23 protein-coding genes are annotated in these 26,229 nt (G+C 61.4%); 9 read left to right on the top strand and 14 right to left on the bottom strand.

Translation table 11 applies throughout. The features are described from left to right. Window positions 1-16: 16 nt before the first annotated feature. Window positions 17-913 carry an isopenicillin N synthase family dioxygenase gene (locus PSJ8397_RS00440; RefSeq protein ID WP_085862594.1) on the bottom strand — a complete coding sequence of 299 codons (897 nt, stop codon included), beginning with the start codon at window positions 911-913 and terminating at the stop codon, window positions 17-19. Window positions 914-977: 64 nt separating this feature from the next. On the opposite strand from PSJ8397_RS00440, the gene tpiA reads away from it, so the two are divergent. Continuing rightward, entirely contained in the window at window positions 978-1,709 is a 732-nt protein-coding gene (tpiA, locus tag PSJ8397_RS00435; protein WP_085862593.1) for a triose-phosphate isomerase, read from the top strand. A gap of 393 nt (window positions 1,710-2,102) precedes the next feature. Here tpiA and PSJ8397_RS00430 read toward each other — a convergent pair whose 3' ends face one another. The 5 genes from PSJ8397_RS00430 to PSJ8397_RS00410 all read right to left on the bottom strand — a co-directional run bounded on the left by PSJ8397_RS00430 (window position 2,103) and on the right by PSJ8397_RS00410 (window position 9,043). Further along, a complete protein-coding gene (locus PSJ8397_RS00430; RefSeq protein ID WP_085862592.1) occupies window positions 2,103-3,914 on the bottom strand; it encodes a TRAP transporter large permease in 1,812 nt (603 codons plus the stop codon). After that, the gene (locus tag PSJ8397_RS00425; protein ID WP_085862590.1) at window positions 3,914-4,627 is read right to left on the bottom strand and encodes a TRAP transporter small permease; all 714 of its coding nucleotides are present in this window, start codon (window positions 4,625-4,627) and stop codon (window positions 3,914-3,916) included. Before PSJ8397_RS00425 ends, PSJ8397_RS00430 begins: the two co-directional genes overlap by 1 nt. Before the next feature lie 80 nt (window positions 4,628-4,707). After that, window positions 4,708-5,721 (bottom strand): DctP family TRAP transporter solute-binding subunit, encoded by a 1,014-nt coding sequence (locus PSJ8397_RS00420; RefSeq protein ID WP_085862589.1) that lies wholly within the window; start codon window positions 5,719-5,721, stop codon window positions 4,708-4,710. 218 nt (window positions 5,722-5,939) lie between these two features. Next, window positions 5,940-7,211 carry a sigma-54-dependent transcriptional regulator gene (locus PSJ8397_RS00415; RefSeq protein ID WP_085862587.1) on the bottom strand — a complete coding sequence of 424 codons (1,272 nt, stop codon included), beginning with the start codon at window positions 7,209-7,211 and terminating at the stop codon, window positions 5,940-5,942. Next, window positions 7,208-9,043: an ATP-binding protein gene (locus tag PSJ8397_RS00410; RefSeq protein ID WP_085862586.1), complete on the bottom strand. Its 1,836-nt coding sequence runs from the start codon at window positions 9,041-9,043 to the stop codon at window positions 7,208-7,210. The genes PSJ8397_RS00415 and PSJ8397_RS00410 overlap by 4 nt, the downstream gene beginning before the upstream one ends. A 59-nt stretch (window positions 9,044-9,102) precedes the next feature. Between PSJ8397_RS00410 and PSJ8397_RS00405 the strand changes: the two genes are divergently transcribed. From PSJ8397_RS00405 to PSJ8397_RS00375, 7 genes are all read left to right on the top strand, one after another. Beyond that, complete coding sequence (locus PSJ8397_RS00405) at window positions 9,103-10,266, top strand: cytochrome P450 (RefSeq protein ID WP_085862585.1); 1,164 nt, start codon at window positions 9,103-9,105, stop codon at window positions 10,264-10,266. After that, window positions 10,266-11,588 (top strand): chromate efflux transporter, encoded by a 1,323-nt coding sequence (gene chrA, locus PSJ8397_RS00400; RefSeq protein ID WP_085863425.1) that lies wholly within the window; start codon window positions 10,266-10,268, stop codon window positions 11,586-11,588. The genes PSJ8397_RS00405 and chrA overlap by 1 nt, the downstream gene beginning before the upstream one ends. 35 nt (window positions 11,589-11,623) lie before the next feature. Continuing rightward, entirely contained in the window at window positions 11,624-12,088 is a 465-nt protein-coding gene (locus PSJ8397_RS00395; protein WP_085863424.1) for an SspB family protein, read from the top strand. 84 nt (window positions 12,089-12,172) lie between these two features. After that, window positions 12,173-13,579, top strand: coding sequence for a class II fumarate hydratase (fumC, locus tag PSJ8397_RS00390; protein WP_085862584.1), 1,407 nt, complete (start codon window positions 12,173-12,175; stop codon window positions 13,577-13,579). Further along, entirely contained in the window at window positions 13,576-13,941 is a 366-nt protein-coding gene (locus PSJ8397_RS00385) for a VOC family protein (RefSeq protein WP_143515305.1), read from the top strand. The genes fumC and PSJ8397_RS00385 overlap by 4 nt, the downstream gene beginning before the upstream one ends. Before the next feature lie 6 nt (window positions 13,942-13,947). Beyond that, window positions 13,948-14,127, top strand: a complete 180-nt coding sequence (locus tag PSJ8397_RS00380; protein ID WP_085862582.1) for a DUF4169 family protein — start codon at window positions 13,948-13,950, stop codon at window positions 14,125-14,127. Window positions 14,128-14,278: 151 nt separating this feature from the next. Further along, a complete protein-coding gene (locus tag PSJ8397_RS00375; RefSeq protein ID WP_085862581.1) occupies window positions 14,279-14,494 on the top strand; it encodes a ribbon-helix-helix domain-containing protein in 216 nt (71 codons plus the stop codon). Here the strand turns inward: PSJ8397_RS00375 and PSJ8397_RS00370 are convergent. From PSJ8397_RS00370 to PSJ8397_RS00360, 3 genes are all read right to left on the bottom strand, one after another. Next, window positions 14,491-15,840, bottom strand: coding sequence for a cytochrome P450 (locus PSJ8397_RS00370; protein ID WP_085862580.1), 1,350 nt, complete (start codon window positions 15,838-15,840; stop codon window positions 14,491-14,493). The two genes, PSJ8397_RS00375 and PSJ8397_RS00370, sit on opposite strands and share 4 nt — an antisense overlap. Beyond that, entirely contained in the window at window positions 15,837-17,174 is a 1,338-nt protein-coding gene (locus PSJ8397_RS00365) for a hypothetical protein (RefSeq protein ID WP_235000527.1), read from the bottom strand. Before PSJ8397_RS00365 ends, PSJ8397_RS00370 begins: the two co-directional genes overlap by 4 nt. 70 nt (window positions 17,175-17,244) lie before the next feature. After that, a complete protein-coding gene (locus PSJ8397_RS00360; protein WP_085862579.1) occupies window positions 17,245-18,000 on the bottom strand; it encodes a cytochrome c biogenesis CcdA family protein in 756 nt (251 codons plus the stop codon). A 122-nt stretch (window positions 18,001-18,122) separates the two neighbouring features. Between PSJ8397_RS00360 and PSJ8397_RS00355 the strand changes: the two genes are divergently transcribed. Then, window positions 18,123-18,344 (top strand): sulfurtransferase TusA family protein, encoded by a 222-nt coding sequence (locus PSJ8397_RS00355; RefSeq protein ID WP_085863422.1) that lies wholly within the window; start codon window positions 18,123-18,125, stop codon window positions 18,342-18,344. Between the two features lie 54 nt (window positions 18,345-18,398). Here the strand turns inward: PSJ8397_RS00355 and PSJ8397_RS00350 are convergent, their stop codons facing one another. The 5 genes from PSJ8397_RS00350 to PSJ8397_RS00330 all read right to left on the bottom strand — a co-directional run bounded on the left by PSJ8397_RS00350 (window position 18,399) and on the right by PSJ8397_RS00330 (window position 26,223). Further along, window positions 18,399-21,173 (bottom strand): Rne/Rng family ribonuclease, encoded by a 2,775-nt coding sequence (locus PSJ8397_RS00350; protein WP_085862578.1) that lies wholly within the window; start codon window positions 21,171-21,173, stop codon window positions 18,399-18,401. 457 nt (window positions 21,174-21,630) lie between these two features. Next, a complete protein-coding gene (locus tag PSJ8397_RS00345) occupies window positions 21,631-22,449 on the bottom strand; it encodes a hypothetical protein (protein ID WP_085862577.1) in 819 nt (272 codons plus the stop codon). A 21-nt stretch (window positions 22,450-22,470) separates the two neighbouring features. Further along, the gene (locus PSJ8397_RS00340) at window positions 22,471-23,154 is read right to left on the bottom strand and encodes an HAD family hydrolase (RefSeq protein ID WP_235000526.1); all 684 of its coding nucleotides are present in this window, start codon (window positions 23,152-23,154) and stop codon (window positions 22,471-22,473) included. Further along, window positions 23,147-24,481 carry a sigma-54-dependent transcriptional regulator gene (locus PSJ8397_RS00335; protein ID WP_085862576.1) on the bottom strand — a complete coding sequence of 445 codons (1,335 nt, stop codon included), beginning with the start codon at window positions 24,479-24,481 and terminating at the stop codon, window positions 23,147-23,149. Before PSJ8397_RS00335 ends, PSJ8397_RS00340 begins: the two co-directional genes overlap by 8 nt. A 5-nt stretch (window positions 24,482-24,486) precedes the next feature. Next, window positions 24,487-26,223, bottom strand: coding sequence for an ATP-binding protein (locus PSJ8397_RS00330; RefSeq protein WP_143515304.1), 1,737 nt, complete (start codon window positions 26,221-26,223; stop codon window positions 24,487-24,489). Window positions 26,224-26,229 lie beyond the last annotated feature (6 nt).

The raw sequence follows: 26,229 nt of genomic DNA, 5'->3' as shown, positions 1-26,229 counted from the left end.
GCAAGCCATTGAAACGTCAGCCTTTGTCCTGCAAATGGACATAGGTTTCGTCAAACCGCGCCTGCAGATGATCCACCGCCCGCACCACCTGACCCGACCCCATGGGAGCCACGTTTGTGTCCGCATTTGGGTTGTAAAACAACGGAATCGACATCCGTTCGTCGCGCCCGCCCACAACACGGTGCGGCGTGGCAATGACACGTCGGTCGGTCCAAATCTCCAGCATCTCGCCAAAGTTGATCACGAACTCGCCCACGGGCGCCGACACAGGGATCCACCCGCCCCCACGCTTGCGCACCTCCAGCCCCGGCGTGCCGTCCATGGCCAGCAACGTCAGACAGCCGTAGTCGGTGTGCGTGGCAATCCCGAAATCCTTCTCCCCCGCCCACGCAGGCCGCGTGGGATAATAATTGCCCCTCAAAAGCGCCATGGGCGCATCAAACTGATCCCGAAAATAGCTGGGATCCTCCCCGATCGCCTGGGCAATCGCCGCCAGAACATCGCCAGAAAAGGCCAGCGCGCGGGCATAATAATTCTCAATGATCGTCTGAAACCCGTCCGGCGCATCAGGCCAAAGATTGGGCGCATAAGCGGCCAAATCTGACCCCTCAACCTCAAACCCGCAATCAAACACCTGCTTGTAATCGGGGTTGGCGTCCGGATCGACCTGTTCGGACCCGGGCGCGCCCCACCCGCGGTTGGACCCTGTACGCGCCATATTCACCGCCTCCTTTTGGGACGCAGGCAGGGCAAAAAACGCACCATAAGCGGCAAAAACCTCTGCAATCTCCGACGCGGGGATCGGGCTGTTATAAAGGGTCATAAACCCGATCTCACGGGCCGCCACTGCCACCTCGGCCAAAACGCCCGCATCCCCCGCCAACAGTTTTTCCGCATCAATCCGTGGGATCATAACCCGCCCTTTCGTCTGTCTCGCGCGCTTGCTACATCACACCTACACAGAATGGGAGAGTGAGATGCGCAAACTGGCCGCAGGAAACTGGAAAATGAATGGCACAAGCGCGGACATCCCGCAGCTTGAGGCTTTGGCAAATGACCACCATGCCGCCTCCGTCGATGTCGTGATCTGCGGCCCCGCCACCTTGCTCACGCGTATGGCGGCAACCGGGCTCAGCGTGGGCGGCGAAGACTGCCACCCGGCCCCCTCGGGTGCCCACACCGGAGACATCTCCGCCCCCATGCTGGCCGACGCAGGCGCCACGCATGTCATCACCGGCCACTCAGAACGGCGCACCGACCACGGCGAAACCGACGCCGACGTCACCGCCAAAACCACCGCAGGCTGGGCTGCAAACCTCCACGTCATCCTGTGTATCGGAGAGACCGAGGCCCAGTACCGCGCGGGCGACACCCTCGATGTCCTCACCACCCAGATGGACGGCTCCATCCCCGATGCGGCCACCGCCCAAAACACCACCATCGCCTATGAACCCGTCTGGGCCATCGGCACCGGCCTCACCCCCACGCCGCAAGAAATCGCAGACGTCCACGCCGCCCTGCGCGCCTATCTGACAGACCGCTTCGGCGACGAAGGCGCCCAAATGCGCCTCCTCTACGGCGGCTCCGTCAAAGCCTCCAACGCCGCCGATATCTTCGCACTGGACAACGTCGACGGCGCGCTGGTGGGTGGCGCTTCGCTCAAGGCCGCCGATTTCTCCCCCATCGTCACGGCCTTGGAAAACAGCTGAAATTACGCGGATGCGCCGGTCTCCGACCAATCTGCGCCGAACCGGCCCCCAGTCTCCCAACTTCGGGGCCGCTTCGAGACGGCTTGCGTCTCCGACCATTCTGCGCCTAACCGGCCCCCAGTCTCCCAACATCGGGGCCGCTTCGAGACGGCTTGAATTCTTTGGGTCAAAAATACCTAAAAAACCGCCGCGCAGCGGCCCGGGTCGGATTGGCAAAGCCAATTCGAAAATAAAAACGGATCGGATTGGCGCAGCCAATTCGAAAATAAAAAATGGGTCGGATTGGCGCAGCCAATTCGAAACCCCAATCAACCAAAAGGCGGCGCACCAGACCGGATGCGCCGCCTCTCAATTCTGTCTGGGTCAACCCCGCGCACCCGCGCGCAGCCTCCCCTAGTTCGTGATGATCTCCGGCCCCATATAGGCCGTGGGCAGCATGGTCGACAGCCACGGAATATAGGTCACCATGATCAGGAACACGAAGAGAACGGCCAGAAACGGCAGCGCCGCCCGCACAACCCGCATCATCGACATATTCGCAACCCCGGACGTCACAAACAGGTTCAGCCCCACCGGCGGCGTGATCATCCCGATCTCCATGTTCACCACCATGATGATGCCAAGGTGAATGGGATCAATCCCCAGCTCAATCGCAATCGGGAACACCAACGGGGCCACGATGACAATCAGGCCCGACGGCTCCATGAACTGCCCGCCAATCAACAGGATGATGTTGACGATGATCAAGAAGGTGACAGGCCCCAGCCCCGCGGCCAACATGGCCTCGGTGATGTGCTGGGGGATTTGCTCGTCGGTCAAAACATGCTTCAGGATCAATGCGTTGGCGATGATGAACATCAACATGATCGTCAGCTTGCCCGCCTCCAGCAATGTGGCCTTGGTGTCGCGGTGAAACAACGCGGGCACAGCGAAGACCACGTTCTCCGCATTGGCGCGGATCAGGTTCTTGCCCCCCACCGCCAGCGATGTGCCAAAGCCCGCGCCCGACGCCTGCAACCGCTGCGCGCCGCGCACCAGTGAGAACACGAACACCGCAGGCGGCAACAGCAACACGAACACCGCCCCGATAATCTGGATCACCGCAAACAGCCCCGTGACCTCAGACGTCAGCACCGAATAGATGGCATAAAGCAACGGCAGCACACCAAAGACGACAACCGCCCCCGTGGCCAACCGCAGGCCCTGCCCCGCAGGCACCGCCCGCGCCATGGCCCAGCCCAGCACCAAGGCCACGGCCAGAAACACCGCCGCCGCATAGATCGCCACCATCACCGACGCACCCATCATAAAGGCTCCGACCGCATAAAGCAGGAAGGTCACCACCGTGAACCCGATGATGCGCAGGCCCAACAGCCCCGTGTCGGCCTCTGCCTCCGGCAGCCAGCCGCGGCCCTTCAGCGGTCCCATGTCGCGGTAGATGAAAATCGACACGATAAAGGCATAGACCGATGCAATCGCGGCAGCTTCCGTCGGCGTAAACACCCCGCCATAAATCCCGCCAAGGATCACAACCATCAGGAACAAGCCCCAAGACGCGTCCAGAATGGTGGAAAACACCTGTTCAAAGCCCAGCCATTCGCCTTTGGGCAGGTTCTTGATCCGCGCGATCACATAGATCGTGACCATCAGCATCACACCCGCTAAAAGCCCGGGGATCACGCCCGCAAGGAACATCCGCCCCACGGACACATCCGTGGCCGACGCATAGACGACCATCACAATGCTGGGCGGAATAAGGATGCCCAACGTGCCCGCATTACAGATCACACCGGCGGCGAAATCCTTGGAATAGCCGGATTTGACCATCCCGGCGATCACGATCGTCCCCACAGCCACAACAGTCGCAGGCGATGACCCGCTGAGAGCGGCAAACAACATACAGGCCAGAACACCCGCAATCGCCAATCCCCCGCGCACATGGCCGATAATGGCAATGGCAAAATCAATGATCCGCCGCGCCACACCGCCCGTTGACATGAACGACGACGCCAGAATGAAAAACGGAATGGCCAGCAACGTATAATGCCCCGCCATCGCCTGATAGAGAGACTGCGCAATGGACCCCAATGAGCTGTCCGAGAAGACCAGCAAAAACAACGTAGACGACAGGCCAAGCGCCACAGCAATCGGTACACCGATGGCCAGCAAGGCAATGACCATGCCAAATAAAAGTGCGACATCCATCAGTTCGTGTCCTTCTTCGCGTCGCCGTACCCCAACGACGTGTCAATCTCAGCGCCCGCCTCGTCCACGGCATCCTCGGCCTCGTGGCTGACGATGATCGTGTCGATCTCTCCGCGCAGAATGCGCACCAGCAGTTGCACCAGCCGGTACAGCATCAAGGCCACAGCAAAGGGCAACATGGCGTAGGGAATAAACCGGGGAAGCTTTTCGTACTCCTCCCCGAAGTTGAACGTGTTTTCCAGCCAGGTTTGGGCAAAGGGTATCGGGATCTGCTCGGTCTCATACCAGGCCTGATCGCGGCTGTCGGCAAACCCTGTGGGGAACCACCGCCCCGTGGTGGCATCAAGGCCCGCAAAGGGCGCCCAGTAATCCCACGCGCCTTTCATCAGCAAGCTGGCGTAGATGATGCACACACTGGCCGCCGCAACGCCTAGCCACTTGCGCGTGCCCTTGCCGCCAAGGTTGATCAAAGCATCCACGCCCAAATGGCTGACCACCTTGAACCCGTAGGCAATGCCAAACAGCACCAACCAGGCAAACAGCACCAACGTCAGCTCCAACCCCCAGATCAGCTGGCTGTTGAACCCGTAGCGCAGCACGACGTTGATGAATGTCACCAAGGTCATCAACCCCATCAGCAGCGCAATCACTGTCTCTTCCAAAGAATGAACAACCGCACCCATGCGGCCCTTTGGCGTATAGCCACCGGACATAAACCCGCCCCCTCAATTGTCTTTGATACATGCGAAAGGGGCCGGCCCACATCCCTGGGCCGGCCCCGTCACGCAGGCCCTTACAGGCTTGCGTTGATCTCTTGTGCGGCGTCGATGTTCTCTTGGCCCACATCGTCCACAAACTGGTCCCACACGGGGCGCATGGTCTCAACCCAAGCTGAGCGCTGTTCGTCGGTCAGCTGACGGATCGTGCCGCCTGCATCCACGATGGATTGCTTGGCCGCTTCGTTCACCGCAAAGGCTTCGGCGTTGCGGGTCTCGGTCACTTCGCCCAGGATCGTCAGGAACTGATCGCGCACATCCGCATCCAGACTGTCGAGAAAATCAACAGACGTCACGACCAGATAATCGATGATGCCGTGGTTGGTCTCGGTGATGCCGTCCTGCACCTCAAAGAACTTCTGACCCCAGATGTTGGACCACGTGTTTTCCTGCCCGTCCACAACACCCGTCTGCAGCGCGCCATACACCTCCGAGAACGCCATCGGCTGGGGGGAGGCCCCCATGGCTTCCATCTGTGCCACCAGCACGTCAGAGTTCTGGACGCGGAATTTCAGGCCATCGGCATCCGTCGGCAGCTCAAGCGCCACATTCGCAGACATCTGCTTCATGCCGTTGTGCCAGTAAGACAGGCCCTGAAGACCACGGCGCTGCATGCTGTCCAGCATGGCCTGACCGGTCTCGGATGCCTGGAACGCGTCAACCGCTTCGATGTTGGTGAACATGAACGGCAGATCGAAAATGCGGAACTGGCGGGTGAAGGCTTCAAACTTGGACAGCGACGGGGCGGCCAGCTGAACATCGCCCTGCAACATCGCCTCAAGCACCTGATCATCGTTGTACAGCGACGACTGCGGGAACACTTCCATGCACATGGTGCCGTTCATCTCAGCGTTCACACGTTCGGCCAAAAGCGTGGCCGCGATGCCTTTGGGGTGACGGTCGGTGTTGGTCACGTGGCTGAACTTGACCACGATTTCACCATCGTCACAGCCCGCATGGCCATCAGCCATCGCCGCACCCGCAGACAAAGTAAGGGCCGCGATAGAGGCGGCATTCATCAAAACCTTCATGGTTTCCTCCCAAAATATTAGAATCGGCCCACCCCTCCCGGATCGGCCACACGAAAATCATGGGTGGTTTTCCGCCCCCTGCGAATGCCGCACCTAATATTTCGTTAAATCACGCAATAACAACGCATTACCGATCTACCCTGCGTGCCGCACTGCCGCATCTGGCGGAAAGTCACACGGCTGTTATCGCCAACTGTGCGGAAATCCGCACAGGTCAGTCAGGTCTGATCGGTCCGATAGGCGTCCGGCTTCAGCCCATGGCGGGCCAGTTTGTCGTAAAACGTCTTGCGCGGCAGCTTCAGCGCCTCCGCCGCCTGCCCTGATCGCCCCTGCGCGCGCTGCAACGCATCGATCAGCAACGACCGCTCCACCTGCGCCATCTGTTCGGCCAGCCCCAAGCCCTCGGCACGGCCCACGGCAATCGCCTCCTCGCCCAGACCAACACCGCCCATCAGGGCAAAGCGCATCGCCGCATTCATCAGCCCTCGCGCATTGCCGGGCCAATCCTGCCCCATCAGGCTTGCAATGGTGTCAGGTGTGATGGCGGGTTCCGGCAAATTCGCCTGTTCGCAGGCCTGCGCCACATAATGGCGGAACAGCACGGGGATATCTTCGGGCCGTTCGCGCAATGCAGGCACATGCACGCGCATTAAATCCAGCCGGTAGAACAAATCGGTGCTGAACTGCCCCGCCTCCACCGCGTCCGCGATGTCGGACGACGTGCCCGACACCACCCGCACCGTCGTTCCCTGCTCCAACGTCTCCAAAAGCGCAAATTGCACCGCAGGGGCCAGCGCCGTGACCTCATCCAGATACAGCGTGCCGCCCTCGGCCTCACCAAAGGCCTGCGCCAGATCCGCATGGGTCAGCTGTGCCGCAGGGCGTTTGACAAAGGGCCGGCTTGCGGCCCCCGACATCAGGTGGATCACCTCGGCAATCTTGGGCGATCCGGTGCCGCGTTCTCCGGTGATCAACACCTCGGCACTGGCGCGGGCCACGGCGCGCACACGGGCGCGCAACGCTTCTGACGCCTCCGACACCCCAAACAACATCCGCGTCGCCGCATCCCCGCGATCGAGCTCCCGTTTCAGTCTGCGGTTCTCAACCACCAGCGCGCGGGCCTTAAGTGCTTTCTCAACAACGGCCAGCAACTCCTTGGCCCCGCAGGGTTTTTCCAGAAATCCATAGGCCCCTTCAGACATGGCCTTCACCGCCATGGGGATGTCGCCCTCGCCGGTCAGCAAGATGACCGGCAGGTCCGGATCAACGCTGCACACATGGTCCAAAAGGTAAAACCCGTCCCGCCCCGGCATCCGGATGTCGGTGACAATCACACCGTCAAACGTGGGATCAATATGATCCTTCGCCTCAATAAAGGACCCTGCGCGGGTGGGCACCAGATCGGCCAGCTCAATCGTCTGGGCCAGCGCGTCGCGCACGTCCCGTTCGTCGTCCACGATCAGCACGCGGCGGGTTGTCTCGGCTGTCATGCGGCCACCTTTCGTGTGGGGGCCGCATCCAGCGTCACCGTAAACTCTGCCCCGCCGCCTGCGTGATTGCGTCCGCGGATCATGCCGCCGAAGGATTGCACCAACCCGTAGGAAATCGACAGCCCGAGCCCCATGCCTTCTTGGCCCATGCCCTCTTGGCCCATGCCTTCTTGGCCCATCCCGTTTTGTCCGGCCCCGTCCTGCCCCACCAGCTTGGTGGTGTAGAACGGATCAAAAATACGGTCCGGCTCATCCAAACCCGGCCCCGTGTCACGCACCAGCAAATCCACCCGCGCACCGGACGCCGCGACCTCGATGTCGATCTCCTTGGCGGCCTCCTGCCCCTCCATCGCATCCATCGCGTTGCTCACAAGGTTCAGGACGACCTGCTGCAACCGAACCTCTCCGCCGCGCACGATCACCGGCTGATCGGGGGCCGCCCAGCGCACCGTGACCTCATCTGCCTTGGCGCGGGCCTGCGTGATCTCCAGCACCGCCGTCACCACACCATCAAGGTTCACATCCGTCAGACCTTCGCTCTCCTGTTTGGCAAAGGCGCGCAGGTTTTTGATGATCCGCCCCATCCGGCGGGCCAATTCGGCAATGCGGCCCAGGTTTTGCCCCGCCACATCGGCCTTGCCCCTCTCCAGAAATGTCTCAGCGTTCTCCGCATAGGACCGGATCGCCATCAAGGGCTGGTTCAATTCGTGGCTGATGCCAGCAGACATCTGGCCCAGCGCGCTCAGCTTACCGGCCTGCACCAGATCACTTTGCGCCTTTTTCAACTGCGCCTCCGTGGCGATCCTCTCTCCCACCTCGTGGCGCAAATCGGCGTTGGTGCGCGACAACTCCGCCGTGCGCCGCTCCACCGCACTTTCCAGACGCGCGTTGGCCTCCGCCAGCGTCCGCCGCCGCTCGGTCGCCAGAAACAGCATCGCCCCAAACGCCAGACACAACGCCGCAGCCACCCCCGCCTGCAGCCGCGCCAACAACTGCGCAGGCGCCACATCCAACAGCGCCTCCCCCGTCATCTGAATAACCGGCAAAGGCAGCGACAAATGCAACGCCTGCGCGGGCACATACCGTTGGTCCTCCACCGTCCAAAGCGTCCGGCCCCGCCGATCGATCGGTGAATATGTCATGAACGGCTGCAACACCTCCGGCGCATATTCCGCCGTGGCCCCCTGCACCGCCGCCCCCTCCTGGCGCGCCATGAACACCAGCTCTGACCGGTTTGAGATGAACGCGACCCCCAATTCATCCGTAAAGAACACCGTAGGCCGCGCCCCCCGCCACACGGCCTCCACCGCGTCCACATTCACCACAACTATCACAGCCCCCGCCACGGGGCCATCTGGCGAAAAGATCGGGGCCGCAAACTGAAACGTGCGCTGGCCATACCGATCGTTCACCTGATGATAGGTGCCCAGCGCCCCGTCCATGGCCCGTTCGAAATAGGGCTTGCCCCCATGACGCTGCGCCCCGGTGGCCGAGGCGGAGGCAACCTCCCCCCCTGCTGCCGACACCACGATGATATCCAGCGATCCGGTCTTGTCGGCGGTCTGGCGCAACAAATCCTGCGCCCCCGCTCCGCGCCCCTGCACGGTGGCGGCCACCGTGGGATGGTCCGCCATCAACACCGCCAACTCACGATACCGCTGCAACTCTCCGGTCAAGCGGTCCGACGCCAAGGCCAAATCGGACCGTCCGCGCTGCTCCAACTGATCCAGCGCGGACATATACCCGACCCAGCCAATCCCCGCAGACAGGCCCGCCACCGCCACCAGAAAGGCAACGACGGCAAGGATCCGGGTTTGCAACGCATTCAACATGTCGCCAATGTACGAAGCTGGCCTTGCAATGGCTAGGGCTCATAGGCCAAGACACCCCTATGAAACACCTGTCCCAATCCCCAACCGATCCCGCCTTCGTGCAAAACCCCTACCCCTTCTATGATGCCGCACGGGCCACGGGCGATCTGTTCTATTGGGACGAATACGACGCCATCTGCGCGGTCTCCCACGCTGCTGTCTCCACCTGCCTCAAGGACAAACGTCTGGGCCGTGAGGTGCCCCAGGAGTTCCGCACCCCCATCCCCGACCACCTCGCGCCCTTCTACGCGGTCGAGGCCCATTCAATGTTGGAGGTGAACCCGCCCCGCCACACCCGCTTGCGCGGTCTGGTGCTGCGCGCCTTCACCTCCCGCCGGATCTCCGCGCTTGAGCCTGAAATCCGCAGCTTAAGTCACGACCTGATCGACCAGTTCCCAACGGGCGAATTTGATCTGCTGGCGGCCTACGCCCGCACCGTCCCCGTGATCATCATCGCGCGCCTTTTGGGCGTGCCCGAGGACCGCGCCGATGATTTGCTGGCCTGGTCCAACGCCATGGTGTCGATGTATGTGACAGGCCGCACCCGCGCCATTGAGGACCGCGCCGTCAAAGCCACCGAAGACTTCGTGGCCTTCATGCGCGCCCATATTGATGACCGCCGCCATGCCCCCGCCGATGATCTGATCACCCAACTGATTGCTGCTGAAGAGGACGGCCAAAAGCTCTCCACCGATGAGATGATCACAACCTGCATCCTGCTTCTCAATGCAGGGCATGAGGCCACGGTCCACACCCTTGGCAATACCGTGAAAACCTTGCTGGAACGCGACATCCGCCACGCCGATGAGGCCACGGTCGAAGAGGCGCTGCGCTTTGATCCCCCCCTGCACCTCTTTGAACGCTGGGCCACCGAAGATGTCACGTTGTTCGGTCACACCTTCAAACGCGGCGACAAGGTGAATTGCCTGCTGGGCGCCGCCAACCGTGACCCAGCCGCCTACCCTGATCCCCACACCTTCGATCCCACCCGCAAAGGTCCGGTGAATGTGGCCTTTGGCGGGGGCATCCACTTTTGTGTCGGCGCGCCGCTGGCACGGTTGGAACTGCGCGTGGCGCTACAGGTGCTTTTTGAACGTTGCCCCACTCTCACACTGGCCAGCCCGCCCACCTACGCCGACGTCTTCCACTTCCACGGGCTGACGGATTTGAAAGTGCGGGTGTGATCGTCTCTCCTTCCCTTGCGGACCTCACCCGCGTCTTCGCCCGTATCGGCTGTCTGTCCTTTGGCGGGCCTGCGGCCCAAATTGCATTGATGCAAAAAGAACTGGTCGAGGACCGCGCCTATCTGACCCAAGACGCCTTTCTCAAAGCCCTGTCTTTTTGCATGTTGCTGCCCGGACCAGAGGCGATGCAACTGGCCACCTACGCGGGCTGGAAACTGCGCGGCGTGCCGGGCGGGCTGATCGCGGGCGGGCTTTTTGTGCTGCCCGGCGCGGTGGTGATCGCAGTCCTTGCAGCACTTTACGTGTCCTTTGGGGATGTGCCGTTGGTGCAGGCCGCGTTTTTGGGAATCAAGGCCACCGTCATCATCATCGTCGTGCAGGCCATCCTGCGTTTGCTGTCCAAAGCCCTGTCGCGCCGTGACCACCGGATCATTGCAGCACTGGCCTTTGTGGCGCTGTTCCTTTTTGCCGTGCCGTTTCCCCTCGTCATTGCCATGGCCGCCGCCTATGGCGCTTGGGCCTGCACGGACACCACCTCGCACAGCGCGCCGCTGCCATGGCGTCACGCCCTCGCCCCCATTGGCATCGGGGCTGTCTTTTGGGCCGCGCCCCTCGCGCTGGCTTGGGCTGTGGGGGCCACGTTCCTTCTGTCCCTCGGCCTCTTCTTCTCCCTGCTGGCCGTCGTGACCTTCGGCGGGGCCTATGCGGTGCTGGCCTACATGACCCAGGCGGTCGTCACCGACTTTGGCTGGATCACCACGGCCCAGATGATCGACGCCTTGGGCCTGGCCGAGACCACCCCCGGCCCCCTGATCCTTGTCACCCAGTTCGTGGCGCTGCTGGCGGGTCAAGCTGCAGGCGGGCCAACCACCGCCGCCCTTGCGGGCCTCATGGCGCTTTGGGTGACCTTCGTGCCCTGCTTTATCTGGATCTTTGCGGGCGCGCCGCTGATTGACTGGCTGGATGGCTACCCGCGCATCCGCGCAGGCCTCTGTGCGATCACCGCCGCCGTCGTTGGCGTCATCGCCAATCTGTCGCTGTGGTTTGCGGCCCACGTCCTCTTTGACACGCTGACCCCTGCGCCCGCGCCCTTCGCCCTGCTTCTCCCCGATCCCGCCAGCCTCAACCTCACCGCACTGGCGCTGACGATCGTCGCCGCCCTCCTGATGCTCTGGCGCAACGTCCCCCTCCTGCCCACGCTGGCCCTCATGGCCGTCTTGGGTGCGGCCTCAACCCTCATCGGCGATCTGCCCCCACAGGCCCTTTCATCCGCCCCCGAATCCCGTATGCTACCCCTAATTGCAAACGGGGGCGTGCTGTGACGATCACCAATCAAACCATCGACTATGGCAATCTGATGCACAAAGCGATGCGCGGGTTGATCTTTGAGGTCCTGACAGACATCGCCGCCAAAGGCCTGCCCGGCGCGCACCACTTCTTTGTCACCTTCGACACCATGCACCCCGATGTGGAAATCGCCGACTGGCTGTCCGACCGCTACCCCGGTGAGATGACAATCGTCATCCAGCACCAGTACGAAAACCTGCACGTCACAGACCTCGGCTTTGCCATCACCCTCAGCTTTGGGGACACCCCCGAACCTCTCTATATCCCCTACGACGCGATCAAGACCTTCGTGGACCCGTCTGTGGAATTCGGCCTGCGGTTTGAACACCAGGACGACGAAGACGACGCCCTCGCCCCGGTCCCATTGGCCGAAGACCAAGGCCCAGAGGCCCCGATGGACGAGATGGTCGAACCAGAAGCCCCCACCGCCCCCAAAGAAGCCGAAGTCGTCTCGCTGGATCAATTCCGCAAGTAAACTGCGTCATCTGGGCGCTTGCCCCACGGCCCCGTGGGCGATAAACGGCATGCAACCGTATACCGCCAACCTCACGAGGCCGACATGACCGACACCCGCCCACAGACACGGACCGAAACCGACAGCTTTGGCCCCCTTCAGGTCCCCACAGACCGCTACTGGGGCGCACAGACCCAACGGTCGCTGATGAACTTCCCCATCGGCTGGGAAAAACAGCCCGTGGCCATCGTCCGCGCGCTGGGTGTCATCAAAAAGGCCTGCGCCATGGCCAACCGCGACAGCGGCAAACTGGACGCCAAACTGGCCGAGGCGATGATCGAAGCGGCGGGTGAGGTTATCGACGGCAAGCTTGACGATCACTTCCCGCTGGTGGTCTGGCAAACAGGCTCCGGCACCCAATCCAACATGAACGCGAACGAGGTCATCTCAAACCGCGCCATCGAAATCCTCGGCGGCACCATTGGGTCCAAAGATCCCGTGCACCCCAACGATCACTGCAACATGGGGCAAAGCTCCAACGACACCTTCCCCACCGCCATGCACATCGCCGCCGCCATGACGGCCCGCGACGTGCTGCTGCCGGGGCTAAACACCTTCGCCGCTGAACTCGAAGCCAAGGCGATCGAGTTCAAAGACATCATCAAGATCGGCCGCACCCACACCCAGGATGCGACCCCTCTCACCTTGGGGCAGGAATTCTCCGGCTACGCCCAGCAGATCCGCAACGGTATCGAACGGATCGAACAGGCCCTGCCCAAAATCTACGAACTCGCCCAAGGCGGCACCGCTGTGGGCACCGGCCTCAACACCTCCAAGGGCTGGGACACAACCGTGGCCGCCCACATGGCCGACATCACGGGCCTGCCCTTTGTCACCGCCCCCAACAAGTTTGAAGCCCTCGCCGCCCACGACGCCATGGTCTTCATGTCCGGCGCCATCAAAACCACCGCCATGGCCGCCTACAAAATCGCCAACGACATGCGGTTCCTCGGTTCCGGTCCCCGCTCGGGCTTGGGCGAATTGATCCTGCCCGAAAACGAACCCGGCTCCTCCATCATGCCCGGCAAGGTGAACCCCACACAGGCCGAAGCCATGACCCAGGCCTGCGCCCACATCCTTGGCAACGACGCAGCGATTGGCTTTGCCGGATCGCAGGGGCACTTCGAACTCAACGTCTACAACCCCATGATGGCCTACAATCTGCTGCAATCCATGCAGCTTTTGGGCGATGCGGCGGACAGCTTTACCAAACGGATGCTCAAAGACACGTGCGCGAACGAAGAACGCATCGACAAGCTGATGAAAGAAAGCCTGATGCTGGTCACAGCCCTCGCCCCCGAAATCGGCTACGACAACGCGACGAAGGTCGCCAAGACGGCCCACAAAAACGGCACCACCCTGCGCGAAGAGGCCGTGGCCTTGGGCTTTGTTGACGAAGAGACCTTTGACCGCGTCGTGCGCCCAGAAGACATGATCGGCCCCAAAGGGTGAAGATCAGACCGCACATCATGCTGCAGGGCGGTGTGGCCCCCGATGCGGTCGCCCTGTGGCGATCGGCCTTTGCGGGGCTTGCCGCCAACGGCCCCGATGCCTCCGGGATGTGGGCGCTGGCCTTGGGCGATCAGACGTTCACCCTGCTCGACAGCCCTCCGATCCATGATTTTGGCCCGACACCGTCGTGGTCGTTCATGGTGGATCTGGACACGGCAGAGGACGTGGACCGCGCAGCAGACAACTTGGGACAGGCGGGCCGCGTGATGATGCCCGCCGACGCCTACGATTTCGCGCAGCGATTTGCTTGGGTCGAAGACCGTTTCGGCATTTCGTGGCAGCTGCGTTTTGGTGCGGTGTAGCCAGCCATGTCGGAGATCGTGAACCTCAACAAGCTGCGCAAGGATCGCGCCCGCACCGCCCGCAAGGCCGAGGCAGATCAGAACGCGCGCAAATTCGGCCGCACCAAAGCCGAACGTCTGGCCGATGCCGCCCGCGAGGCGAAGTTGAAACGCCACCTCGATCAGCAAAAGTTTGAGGACGAATGACAGCGATGTGGCACAGCCCCCCATCGGCACGGCTGGCTGTCGCTGCCATACGCCAGCCATACGCCAGCCATACGCCTGCCATATCGCGATTTTCGCACGTTTCTGGCGGTTTATCGGCCAAATACGTTCATGGACGCACAGCGGATCGCCCATGACCACACGCCCGGCAAAGCATTCCCTCACCCTACGCGGGCACCGTACCTCCGTCTCGCTGGAGCCTGAGTTCTGGGACGCCTTTCGCGCGATTGCCGCCGATCAGAACAAGACGATCAACGGTCTGGCTATTGAGATCGACGAGGCCCGTGGCGACGTGGGCCTTGCCTCCGCCATCCGCGTCTACATCCTGAAATCATTGCAAAAAATCTAGCGCGCGGTGATCTTTAGCCGGATCCCGTCCTTCGCCCGCACCGTCAGATGCGCCACCGGTACGGGCACATCCTCGGTCAATTCAAACCGGAACGCGCGCACCAACATCGACAGCAGCAACACGCCCTCCACCATGGCGAACCCCGCCCCTGTGCAGACCCGCGGCCCTGCAGAAAAGGGAATAAAAGCAGTGCGTTGGCAGCTTTTCCCGTTCTCAGTCTCCCACCGCGTCGGGTCAAACCCATCAGGGTTGTCCCACAACCGATTGTGCCGATGCAGATGCCACGGGCTGAGCACCACCTGGCTGCCTTTGGGCGCCCGTCTGCCCCGCATCTCCTCTACCTGCGTGGTCTCCCGCACCATCATCGGCACCGGCGGGTACAGGCGCAACGTCTCTCGAAACACATCACGGCTAAGCTTCAGCGTTGAAATGCTTGCAAAATCTGATGTCAGCCCGGCGGCTTCTGCAGCGATTTTGTCCTGCCATTCAGGGTGCATCGCCATCAAATAGAGCGCCCATGCCAGCGCGCTGGCCGATGTCTCATGCCCCGCCAAAAAGAAGATCGCGACCTGATCGACCATGTCTTCGGTGGTGAACGTCTGCCCCGTCTCAGGGTCTTCGGTCGTCATGATCTTGGTGGCCAGATCATCAGGGGCTGTGCCTGCATCAATCTCAAACATCCGCCTCTCGGTCAGATCCATGATCAACCGCCGAATGTCCGCCGCCGTGTCGCGGGTTTCGCGCTTGAACAGACGCGGCATCCATTTTGGCCCGCGCACAAAAGCGGCAAGGTTTAGAATGGGTTGCGTGCGTTGGTGGTCGCGAAATTTCTCAAAAACCTGTGCTGCGGTTTCATCCTCAATAGGAATGGAAAACAGGGTGCGGATGATCACATCGGCGGCCACATGGGACGTCTCAGGCTCAATATCCAACGTCCCCTGGCGACCCCCAAGACGGGCCACAGCGGCCTGCCCTGCGGCATACATGGCCCCGTAGGTGTCGCGCAAACGCCCCCCCTCAAACGCGGGGTCAATGATGCGCCGCTGACGTTTCCAAACCTCTCCGTTCGTCAAGAACACCGAATTGCCCAACAGCGGCCGCAGCCCTGCGCCGATGCGGTCGGACTTGGGAAAATCCATGGGCCGCTCTTTGAGGACCCGTTGCACAAGCGTCGGATCATTGGCCAGATAGCTGCGAAAGAACGGCGTCTTAAATTCCGCCATCCAAGCGCGGTAAAGCTTGGCCGGCTGCGCCGACAAAATGTCCTGCCGGAACAGACGCAGATACCGCCAGAGCGATACCTTTTCAGGCCGAGACGCGGGTTTTGGGGGCGTTGACTGTGTCATGGCGCCACGGAGGTGTATTTCGACGCCGCAATCTCAATGCGTGACTTGGACGGTTTGCGCCCTGCGAACCGATCACGCAGGGTCATTGGACCCGCGGTGATGCGGAAATAGTCATAGTCCCCCACACGGTCAAAGGCGCAAAGATATTGAAAATGCAGGCGAAAGAACTTCCACCGCAACGCTTTCCACCGCGCGGGCGACAACGTCTGTGTGAACGCGGCTGAAAGAACCAACGGCCACTTTTGCCCCGCAGGCGCCACCCCCGACACGGCCACCGGATCACACAGCGCAAAGGCGCAGCCATCGCCAGGGGCTGTCACATCCACCCAGGTCAGTTCACCACGTGTGCTGAGGGACTGCAGATCACCGCGCAGCCGGTGTGCGTCGGGCAGAAAACTGACCATAGGCACGACCTGCCCGAGGCTGAGAAATCCAAGCGCGGGGCCACCCGTCGCGACCCCGCCCTCGCGGATCAGGTCGGCCAAAATCGACACCGCCAGATGCGCGCCAGACGAATGGCCGACCACCAGAACCTCATCCACATCATCGCGCAACGCCGCACCAATGGTCTCTTTGAACTGGGACATCCGCGCCTCAAGCTCGGGCGGGTTTGCACCCTTGTAGTGGGCCGAATAGGCGTAATCGTGCATCAGATAATAGGCGAAAAACTTGCCATCCTTGGCCTTGAACCAATTCAACACCCACCACGCCACAGCCCCCCCGAGGGCCCATTGCAGGACCGTGCGGCCAACACTTATGGCAGAACCATCCAGCGCGGATCCTTCACCGCTGCTGAGCGCCGCGATGATCATCTGGCCCCCCCCCACCCATAGCCAGCCAAAGGCCTTTGCCGCGAGAACGCCAAGGCCGATGGCGGTCATGAGTTGCACCAGCAACATCCCCACCGGATAAAGCGCCGCAATTACTGGCCCCTTGCGCAGCCACATCAACCGACGAAGCGCCCCACTGGCGATGTAGGTATAGGCCGTGCGGATCAGTTGCAGATAGGTTGCCGGGATCGACGACGCCATGGACCCACGCACGATGTCGGACCACACCAGAACCTCAACCTCTGCCTGCGTGGTCTGCCCCTCCATCGTGGCGTCCACGTGCCAGCCGTAGTTTTCGCCCGCCCGTGGGGACAGTGCGATGTCGTAACCTGAGATATCGGCCTGCGCGGAGCCCTCGGTGCGATAAAGCTCACGGTAGCGACGGGGGTGAATCGGATCGTAGCCCGGAATGTAGAACACCCGGCGGCGCCTCACCTGTGGTGTGGTCTGGTCCGCCGGTGTCTTGTCTGACTTGGTCTTGTCCGACTTGGTCTTGTCTGACATGGGGTCTGCCTGCTGCGATCTGCCTTTGGGATGACCCTATCAGGGCTTTTCGACAAAAATAAGGATGTCGTCAGCCAAAGATCGCCAAAGCTGGAAACGCCTCAAGCATCCAATAGGCAAAGACGGTCAAAAACCCCGTCGCCATGGCAAGACCGACGATCACCAACAACACGCCCGAGATCTTTTCGATGATCCCGAGATTGCGTTTCATCCACGCCATGGGGCGTTTCATCTGCGGGAAAAAGGCCGCCACCAGCAAGAACGGCACGCCGAGGCCGATGGCATAGACGCCCAACATCACAGCGCCCTTGCCCACATCGCCTGTGCCCGTGGCCAGCGACAAAATGGCCGACAGGATCGGGCCAAGGCACGGCGTCCAGCCAAAGGCGAAGGCAAGGCCCAGAAAATAGGCCCCAAAGGCCGATCCACCCTGATCGCCTGCATCCACTCGCATTTCCTGATCCAGAAACTTCAACCGAAACACGCCCAGAAAATGCAGGCCAAAGATGATGACGACAGTGCCTGCCCCCATCTGCAGATAGCTTTGATAACCCAGCAACGTGCGCCCCAAGGCGGATGCGCCCGCACCAAGGATCAAAAACACCGTGGAAAGGCCAAGAATAAAGAACAACGATGCAACCACGGCGCGGCGGCGTGCGATCTGGTCGTCTTCCATCTGCGTGACGCTGACGCCCCCCATATAGGCCAGATAAGGCGGGACGATGGGCAACACGCAGGGGCTGAGGAACGACAGAATGCCCGCCGAAAAGGCGATCAACAGCGCTGGCAGCAGCGACGCGGCGAGGAAGGTTTCTGTCTCAAACATGACCCTCATCTAGCGGGGATCATCGGTGCCGTCACGGGGGCTGTGGTCACAAGACCGTTGAAAGGTGTTTCATTTTGTCCGACATGGGGGGCAGCACCGCCCTTATGATGGAAGGACAGCCCATGACAGACGTGATCGACGCCCGTGGCCTGATGTGCCCCTTGCCTGTCTTGCGCCTTGGGAAAGCCCTGCGCGCGGTGGCATCGGGAGAGGTTGTGACGATCTGGGCGGATGACCCAATCGCCGTGGTCGATATCCCCCATTTCTGCGCCGAAGCTGGGCATGCCCTGATGTCCCAATCGGATACGGGCGCGCACCAGATCTATGTTGTGCGGGCAAAGTAAAACGCCACCCCGAAAACAGGATGGCGTTTTATATCAATCCCCTATGGGGCGACCTTAACGTTTAAGAGACCACCAGCCCCGCCGTTTCGGCTTGGCCTCGTCCGCGGCATCCTCGGCTGCCTGTGGTTCGGGTGCAGCCTGGGGGGCAGGCTCAGCCGGCTTGGATGTGGTCTTGCGACGACGCTTTGGCTTTTCCGCGGCGGCTTCTGCCTCAGGCGTTGGGGCCACAACCTCGGGCGCGGGCGCCTCTGCTGGGGCATCGCCTGCAGCTGGTGCCTCCATCTCAGATGACGTCTCAGCGGCGGCAGGTGCCTTTTTGCGGGTCCGCTTGCGTTTCGGCTTCTCCTCAGGCGTCTCTGCCGCTGGCGCGGCCTCAGCTGCAGGGGCGTCCTCGACAGGCGCTTCGACTGGGGCCTCAACTGCAACCTCCTCCGTCTTTTTGCGACGGCTGCGCGTACGCTTGGGCTTGGGGGCGTCTTCGGTGCCCTCATCCGCCTCTGGGGCGTCTGTCGCGGCTGAGACGTCGCTGTCGGCCTTTTTGCGGCGCGATTTGCGCGCTTTGGGCTTGTCGTCCTGCGGCGCATTATCCGCTTTGGGCTGATCTGCCTCAGCGACATCCTTGGGCGTGTCATCCGTATCGGTCGGCGCATCGTCTTGCGCTTCGGTCTGGCCGCCGGTGTGCCCTTCGGCATTTTCACCGCCGCCCCCGCGACGACGCCGACGCCGACGGCGCCGCTTTTTGGTGGGCGCGTCGCCTTCCCCCTGTTCGGGTGCGGGCGCTGCGTCTGCCTCGGCTTGTGCCTCCATCGGGGCCTCATCCACCTCAGCCATGACGGCTGTGTCAGAGGAAATCACTGCGGTCTCAACCTCAGCCACGATGCGGCTGGCGGTCTTGAACTTCTCCAACGCGAAGTCCGGCGACACCATGTGCGGATCACCTTCCACGCGCACGCTCAGGCCGTAGCGGGCCTCGATCTGGGCGACATGTTCGCGTTTCTGGTTCATCAGGAAGTTGGAAATCGCAATCGGCGCCTTGACCAGCACCTCCTTGGAGCGACCCCGCACGCCTTCTTCTTCCAGCTGACGCAGGATGCCCAAGGCCACGTTGTCATCGGACCGCAACAGGCCCGTGCCATGACAATGGGAACACATCTGGGTGGTCGATTCCAACATGCCCGGACGCAACCGCTGACGCGACATTTCCATCAGGCCAAAGCCGGAAATCCGGCCCACCTGAATGCGCGCGCGGTCGGTCTTGAGCTTTTCCTTCATCCGCTTTTCGACGGCGGCGTTGTTCTTGCGCTCATCCATGTCGATGAAGTCGATCACGATCAGCCCCGCAAGGTCGCGCAGACGGAGCTGGCGGGCGACCTCATCGGCGGCCTCAAGGTTGGTCTTGGTCGCCGTTTGTTCGATCGAGCCTTCCTTGGTGGCGCGGCCAGAGTTCACGTCAATGGCCACCAGCGCCTCAGTCACGCCGATCACGATGTAGCCGCCTGAGGGCAGCTGCACGGTCGGGTTGAACATGCCGCCCAGATAGCTTTCGACCTGATGACGCGCATAAAGCGGCATGGGATCGGTGTAGTTTTTCACGTTTTTGGCGTGGGACGGCATGATCATTTTCATGAAGTCCTTGGCCACACGGTAGCCGGTCTCACCTTCGACGATCACCTCGTCGATTTCTTTGGAATAAAGATCGCGGATCGACCGTTTGATCAGGTTGCCTTCTTCGTAGATCTGCGCAGGCGCGATGGATTTCAGCGTGAGTTCGCGAATCTGTTCCCACAGACGTTGAAGGTATTCATAGTCGCGTTTGATCTCGGTCTTGGTGCGCTGGCTGCCTGCGGTGCGAATGATCAAGCCTGCCCCATCGGGCACGTCCATCTCATTTGCAATCGCCTTGAGCTTCTTGCGATCAGCGGCATTGGTGATCTTGCGGGAAATGCCACCACCGCGCGCGGTGTTGGGCATCAGAACGCAATAACGCCCGGCCAGCGACAGGTAGGTCGTGAGGGCCGCACCCTTGTTGCCGCGTTCTTCTTTGACGACCTGGATCAGCAGGATCTGGCGAACCTTGATGACTTCCTGAATCTTGTACCGTTTCGGGCGCGGTTTGCGCACGGGGCGCACGTCTTCGCTGTCGTCATCATCGGCGACTTTTTCGATGGTGTCGTCTTTTTCGGCGGCATCATCCATGGCCACATAGGGCTTTTCTTCGTCGTCGGCCTCATCCCCTTCGGCAGACCCGCTTTCAGGGGTCTCAACAGGTGTTTCGGAGACCGTCTCCATGGGGGAGGCCCCCTCTTCGAGATCGATGGTCTCCATCCCTGCGATATCGCCGGAGGTTTCTTCTTCGGGCATCTCGGCGGGGGTCTCAGCGGAGGTTTCGGCGGAGGTTTCGGCGGGGTCTGCGGTGGTCACCGCATCCTCATCAGTCGCTTCGACCTCAGCGGCCACGACGTCTTTTTGGGGTTTGCGGCGACGACGGCTGCGCTTGGGCTTTTCGGCCTCGGCCTCCGCTTCGGCCCGCATGGCGTCCGCATAGGCGCGCTCTTCGGCGATCAGCGCCTCACGGTCCGCGACAGGGATCTGGTAATAGTCGGGGTGGATTTCATTGAACGCCAGAAACCCGTGACGGTTGCCGCCATAGTCCACGAACGCCGCCTGCAGCGACGGTTCAACCCGAGTTACTTTTGCAAGATAGATGTTGCCCGCAAGTTGGCGGCGCGATTGGGTTTCGAAGTCGAACTCCTCAACCTTGTTTCCATCCACCACCACGACGCGGGTTTCCTCCGCGTGGGTGGCATCGATAAGCATTTTCTTAGCCATAAGTTCCGTTCGCACAGCCCAATTGGCCGCACCCCTGGGGGTCCGGCCGGTTTGTCACTGTGTCCAATATTGGCGATGGGCGCGACAGATGGGGCACGAACCGATTGGTTCGCCGCACCGTGTGTTATCTGTTCCGCGCGCATCATCGCGTTTGCTCTCCGACATCTGCACGATGTGCGATGTCCGTTTCAGGCCCAAAGGTGGCAAAGTCCATTTCGGTCTCAGGCCGTGGCCCTTGGGCTGTTCATCTGACCTGCCCTTTAAAACAAAGGCTGGATCACATTCATCGGTCCGGTTCGTGGGGTGGCGCTCTGTCAGACAGATGTCCAATCTAGGCCCACTCCGGTCACATCCGGAAAATCTCACCGGCCTTTTGACGTTCCATCACGTCAACCTGCCGTCCCTCATACATAGGTGACAATGTGGGCGCTTTACAACGTGAAAGTGTCCTGAGACATCAATTGCCGCCCGCCGCACAGGGATCGGGCGGGAAAAAAGCGTCATCTTGCGGGGCATCGCAGAACCACGCGCGCACGCGGTCGCGGTTTTCAAAGAGTGGCGGGTGGTAGTGAAATTGCGTGTGAACGGGCCACACGAAAGGCGGCTCTTGGTGAAACTGCACCGTCAAAAGCCGCGCGATGGGGGCTTGGCCCGCCGTGGGCCAGCCCTCAAACACCATGTAGGCAAACCGCACGGTATGCGGCAGCTTTTCTGCCAACCCGAAGGCATCCGCGTATTCAAACGCGATGAAACTTTCGTCGGCCAGCACGGTATAATCAACGTCCGGCAGGCGGCGCGTCTCTGCCACCGGATCCGCATAGGTGAACCCGTTGGCATCTTCTGCCGGAGCGGTCATCTCAACCTCATGGATCACGGGATCTTGCGCGATGGCATCGAATGGCCAGGCAATATCAGGGTGATGGTAAGACAGGTTTTCACTGCCCGTCCAGAACGCACGCGCCAAGCCACCGTGGCGCAGGGCATGGCCGCAGACGTTATCGCCACAAATGGTCGACCCGCTTTCGACAAAAATGACCGTCTTGCCCGCAAAATCGATGGTGCCTGGCGCGAATGATAACGCCTCCACGCCGGCACGGCGCGACTGGGCGTCAAAATAAGACGGCACCGCAGGCCAGATGCCCACAGCAAGGGCCACGGCCAGGATCGCAAGCCCGGTTTTCGCATACCCTTTGGCAAGGGCCACAAGGATCGCGATCCCGACGAGAGCCACCAGCAGGGCAAAGCCGCCATAAATGATCAGATAGGCCAGTCCCATAAGCGCCCCCCCCGGTTGCCTTCAGGCAGGGTGCGGCATGAGCCCAAGATTGTGAACCGCCTGCCCCAAATCATGCGCCACACGTTGCCCCAACTGTGGCAGAGGTACGTCAGGGCGCAAATCAGGGATTTGCGTCGTCACACAGCCGGCGGCGACCGCCGCCTGTGTGCCCGTATCGCTGTCTTCAAAGGCCGCACAACGCGCCGGATCAACACCAAGGGTGCGCGCGGCCTGCAGATAGGGCGCGGGGTCGGGTTTGTTGGCTGCAACCTCATCCCCCGCCACGACCAGTTCGAAGTGGTGCAAAAGGCCGGCAGACTGAAGATGCTCCACCGCTGGGGCCCGTTTGGTTGACGTGACCACGGCCATTCGGTGGCCCGCCTGCGCCAATGCGGGGATCACCTGCCCCACCTGTGGGCGCAGGGGCACGGGGCCCTGCCGTTGGGTCCGGTTCGCCTCCCGCCAGGTGCGATCAAAGGCGGCCACATCCACACCGGCAGGCACAAAATCCGCCAGCGCAGCGGTGGTCTTTTCCGCCGATGTGCCGATCAGGGTCAGGAAAAACGCACGCACGGCGGCATCGTCGTATCCAAACGGGGCGGCGACCTTGACCAACGCCTCCATAAACAGCCGTTCGGTGTCCAGCAGCAAGCCGTCCATGTCAAACAGCAGCGCCTCATACAGGCGCAGGCAAGTCTCAGCCAAGGTAGTCAGACCGTTGCAGGCCGTATTTGGCCATCTTTTCGTTCAGCGTCCGGCGCGGCAGGCACAGCTCTTCCATGACATTGACGATGCTGCCCTTGTGGCGACGCATGGTGTTGTCGATCAACATGCGCTCAAACGCCTCGACGAATTCTTTCAGCGGCTTTCCTTCGGTCGTCATGGCGGGCTGGACGTCTTCGTCCTCCGTCATCAACAGCGACGCAATGGTGCCGGATCCGCGCCGGTTCTGCAGCACGGCCCGTTCGGCCACATTATACAGCTGCCGCACATTGCCGGGCCACGGGGCCTGCAACAGCTGTGCGGCCTCCTGCGCGCTCACCTGAGGGGCATCACAGCCGTATTCTTCGGCAAACTGTTCCCCCAATCGGGTGAACAACGTCAGGATGTCTTCGCCCCGCGCGCGCAGGGGCGGAACCGTGATGCGCAACGCGGCCAAGCGGTAGAACAAATCAGGGCGCAGCACGCTTTCGCAGGTCTTGCCTTCGTCGTTGAGGTTACAAATCGCCACGATCCGCGTCTCAGCCGGGGTGCCTTGTTCATTGATGGCCGTCAGCAGACGCGATTGCGTGGCCGTGCTCAGCGCCTCGATATCTTCGAGGACAAGCGTGCCGCCCCGCGCCTCTTCCATGGCCGGAATGGGATCATCCTGACCCGCAGGGCCAAACAGACGTTTGGCCAGCGTGTCTTCGTCATAAGCGGCACAGGAAATCAATACGAACTTCTTGTTGGCCCGCGCCCCCACCGCATGCAACGCATGGGCGACAAGCGTTTTGCCGGTGCCTGTCTCGCCCTCAATCAGGACGTGACCGTCCGCCTGCCCCAGATCAAGGATGTCCTCTTTCAGCCGTTCCATCACCGGCGACGCGCCAATCAGCTTTTTCATCAAGGCGCCGCCGTCCGACAGCTCCCGGCGCAGTTCACGGTTGTCCAACGTCAGTCGCCGTGCGGTCGTGGCCTTTTTCGCCAATTCGGTCATTCGGTCGGGGTTGAACGGCTTTTCCAGAAAATCGAATGCACCAATGCGCATCGCCTCAACCGCCATGGGCACATCGCCGTGCCCTGTGATCATGATTACAGGCAGGCTGCTGTCCACACCTTTCAGCTTTTTCAGGAACTGCATCCCGTCCATGCCAGGCATCTTGATGTCACTGACCACGATGCCCGGATAATCGGTGCCCACCCCCTTGAGCGCGTCTTCGGCGCTGGCGAAGGTTTCCGTGTCATAGCCCGACAGGGCCAACCACTGGCTGATCGATTGACGCATGTCCTGTTCGTCGTCGACGATGGCGATTTTCATGGCTTGGGCCATTGGGATTACTCCGCTGCTTCTATGTCTGCACCTAAGATAGGCAGTTCCACCTCAAAAACAGCCCCACCCCGCACAGAGTTGCGCGCCGTCAGCCTGCCGCCAAAGTCGGACACGATGCCGGATGAGATGGCAAGACCCAAGCCCGTGCCGTCGCCGGGCTGTTTGGTCGTGTAGAACGGCTCAAACAACTCATCCAGGTCTTCGATCCCCGTTCCATTGTCCCTCACGGACAGACGGGCCACGTCCCCCTGTGCCAGCAAAATTTCGATCGTCGGCTCGGACGTGGTTTTTGTGGCGTCCACGGCGTTGCGCAGCAGGTTGATGATGACCTGTTCCAGACGCATCCGGTCGGCGTGGATCATGACAGGCTGGTCCGGCAAAACGCGGCCAATGGCGACCTGACGTTGGCGCAACTGCGGCTCCATCATCGCCAGTGCGGACAGCACCGCGTCCTTAACATCAACGGGTTGCAGGCTGTCGCCCCCCTTTCGGGCGTAGGATTTCAGCTGCTTGGTGATGGCCCCCATCCGTTCGATCAAACTGTCGATCCGGTGGACGGCGGCCACAGCCTCATCAGGCCTGTCACGGGTGATCAAAAGACGTGCGCCCGCAAGGTAGGTTTTCATGGCCGCAAGGGGTTGGTTCAGCTCATGGCTGACAGCCGCCGACATCTCCCCCAAGGCGGCCAGTTTCGATGTCTGGGCGACGGTCCGTTCAGCGACCTCAAGGTCCTTTTCGACCTTCTCCCTCTCGGCGATTTCCCGCTGGAGGCGGACGTTCAACTGGCGAAGCTCTGCCGATTCCCGTTGGAACATGCGGGCGGCCATGTTGGATCGGCGCGACAAAAACCAGAACAGGCCCGCCAGCAAAATGGCAAAGCCCATGATTTCAAGCGCCAGAATGGTGTTCACCCGTTCGCGCACCGACTGGAACGTGGTAAAGCTGACGACGCGCCAGCCCTGGAACGGCACGCGCACCTCTTGGCGCATCACACCATCGCCGCGCAGATAGGCATCAATGGGCAGCGCGGACCAATCCGGCGTGGCCCTCAGCGCGCGTTCAATGGCGGTTTGGGGTTCCTGCAAGGCAATGGCCTCTTCCTCCATCCGGCCCCGCCACCGCGGCTCTGTCGACAAAATGGCGCGGCCCGTGCTGTCCAGCACCATGACAGCATCCGAAATCCCCGCCCAGGATCGTTCCAACTTGGCCAAATCAACCCCGACAGACACAACGCCCAACGCAAGGCCGCCATCATCCACACGGCGCGAATAGGTAAAAGAAAACCCGCCCTCGTCCCGTTCATCCACGGTGAACGTTGTTATGTTGGACCGCATCGCATCCACAAACGACTGCTGATTGCGCTGGTTTTCCCCCAACCGTTCGCGGTTGGTGGCGGCCACAATGCGACCCTCGGTGTCCATCAAGACCAGCGACGCGGCCCCGATTTCGTCAACGAAAGACAACAGCCGCGCGGTCGATTGGGTATAATCCTCGGAATTGAGGGCACCAATCAATGCAGGATCGCGTGCCAACAGCTGCGGCACGATGGAATTGCGCTGCAACTCACTCAGTAGGTTGGCGGAATACAGCGCCAAGCGGACCTCAGCCGCGCCACGGGTCCGTTCCGTAAAGCGTTCGGTCAGCAGCCTGTTTGAAATCACAACAACCACACAGGCCACGCAGACCAACGCCATCACGATCAAACGCGCTGACCACGCATGAGAGATGCGCCGCCGCTTCATCCAGCC

The sequence above is a fragment of the Pseudooctadecabacter jejudonensis genome (assembly GCF_900172275.1).
Classification (GTDB): domain Bacteria; phylum Pseudomonadota; class Alphaproteobacteria; order Rhodobacterales; family Rhodobacteraceae; genus Octadecabacter; species Octadecabacter jejudonensis.
This window is presented reverse-complemented; position numbering and strand designations above follow the sequence as displayed.

Coding starts and splice junctions, on each gene's coding strand:
- PSJ8397_RS00440 (WP_085862594.1), bottom strand. CDS start 913: ATGATCCCACGGATTGATGCGGAAAAACTGTTGGCGGGGGATGCGGGC.
- tpiA (WP_085862593.1), top strand. CDS start 978: ATGCGCAAACTGGCCGCAGGAAACTGGAAAATGAATGGCACAAGCGCG.
- PSJ8397_RS00430 (WP_085862592.1), bottom strand. CDS start 3,914: ATGGATGTCGCACTTTTATTTGGCATGGTCATTGCCTTGCTGGCCATC.
- PSJ8397_RS00425 (WP_085862590.1), bottom strand. CDS start 4,627: ATGTCCGGTGGCTATACGCCAAAGGGCCGCATGGGTGCGGTTGTTCAT.
- PSJ8397_RS00420 (WP_085862589.1), bottom strand. CDS start 5,721: ATGAAGGTTTTGATGAATGCCGCCTCTATCGCGGCCCTTACTTTGTCT.
- PSJ8397_RS00415 (WP_085862587.1), bottom strand. CDS start 7,211: ATGACAGCCGAGACAACCCGCCGCGTGCTGATCGTGGACGACGAACGG.
- PSJ8397_RS00410 (WP_085862586.1), bottom strand. CDS start 9,043: ATGTTGAATGCGTTGCAAACCCGGATCCTTGCCGTCGTTGCCTTTCTG.
- PSJ8397_RS00405 (WP_085862585.1), top strand. CDS start 9,103: ATGAAACACCTGTCCCAATCCCCAACCGATCCCGCCTTCGTGCAAAAC.
- PSJ8397_RS00395 (WP_085863424.1), top strand. CDS start 11,624: ATGCACAAAGCGATGCGCGGGTTGATCTTTGAGGTCCTGACAGACATC.
- fumC (WP_085862584.1), top strand. CDS start 12,173: ATGACCGACACCCGCCCACAGACACGGACCGAAACCGACAGCTTTGGC.
- PSJ8397_RS00380 (WP_085862582.1), top strand. CDS start 13,948: ATGTCGGAGATCGTGAACCTCAACAAGCTGCGCAAGGATCGCGCCCGC.
- PSJ8397_RS00375 (WP_085862581.1), top strand. CDS start 14,279: ATGACCACACGCCCGGCAAAGCATTCCCTCACCCTACGCGGGCACCGT.
- PSJ8397_RS00370 (WP_085862580.1), bottom strand. CDS start 15,840: ATGACACAGTCAACGCCCCCAAAACCCGCGTCTCGGCCTGAAAAGGTA.
- PSJ8397_RS00365 (WP_235000527.1), bottom strand. CDS start 17,174: ATGTCAGACAAGACCAAGTCGGACAAGACCAAGTCAGACAAGACACCG.
- PSJ8397_RS00360 (WP_085862579.1), bottom strand. CDS start 18,000: ATGTTTGAGACAGAAACCTTCCTCGCCGCGTCGCTGCTGCCAGCGCTG.
- PSJ8397_RS00355 (WP_085863422.1), top strand. CDS start 18,123: ATGACAGACGTGATCGACGCCCGTGGCCTGATGTGCCCCTTGCCTGTC.
- PSJ8397_RS00350 (WP_085862578.1), bottom strand. CDS start 21,173: ATGGCTAAGAAAATGCTTATCGATGCCACCCACGCGGAGGAAACCCGC.
- PSJ8397_RS00345 (WP_085862577.1), bottom strand. CDS start 22,449: ATGGGACTGGCCTATCTGATCATTTATGGCGGCTTTGCCCTGCTGGTG.
- PSJ8397_RS00335 (WP_085862576.1), bottom strand. CDS start 24,481: ATGGCCCAAGCCATGAAAATCGCCATCGTCGACGACGAACAGGACATG.
- PSJ8397_RS00330 (WP_143515304.1), bottom strand. CDS start 26,223: ATGAAGCGGCGGCGCATCTCTCATGCGTGGTCAGCGCGTTTGATCGTG.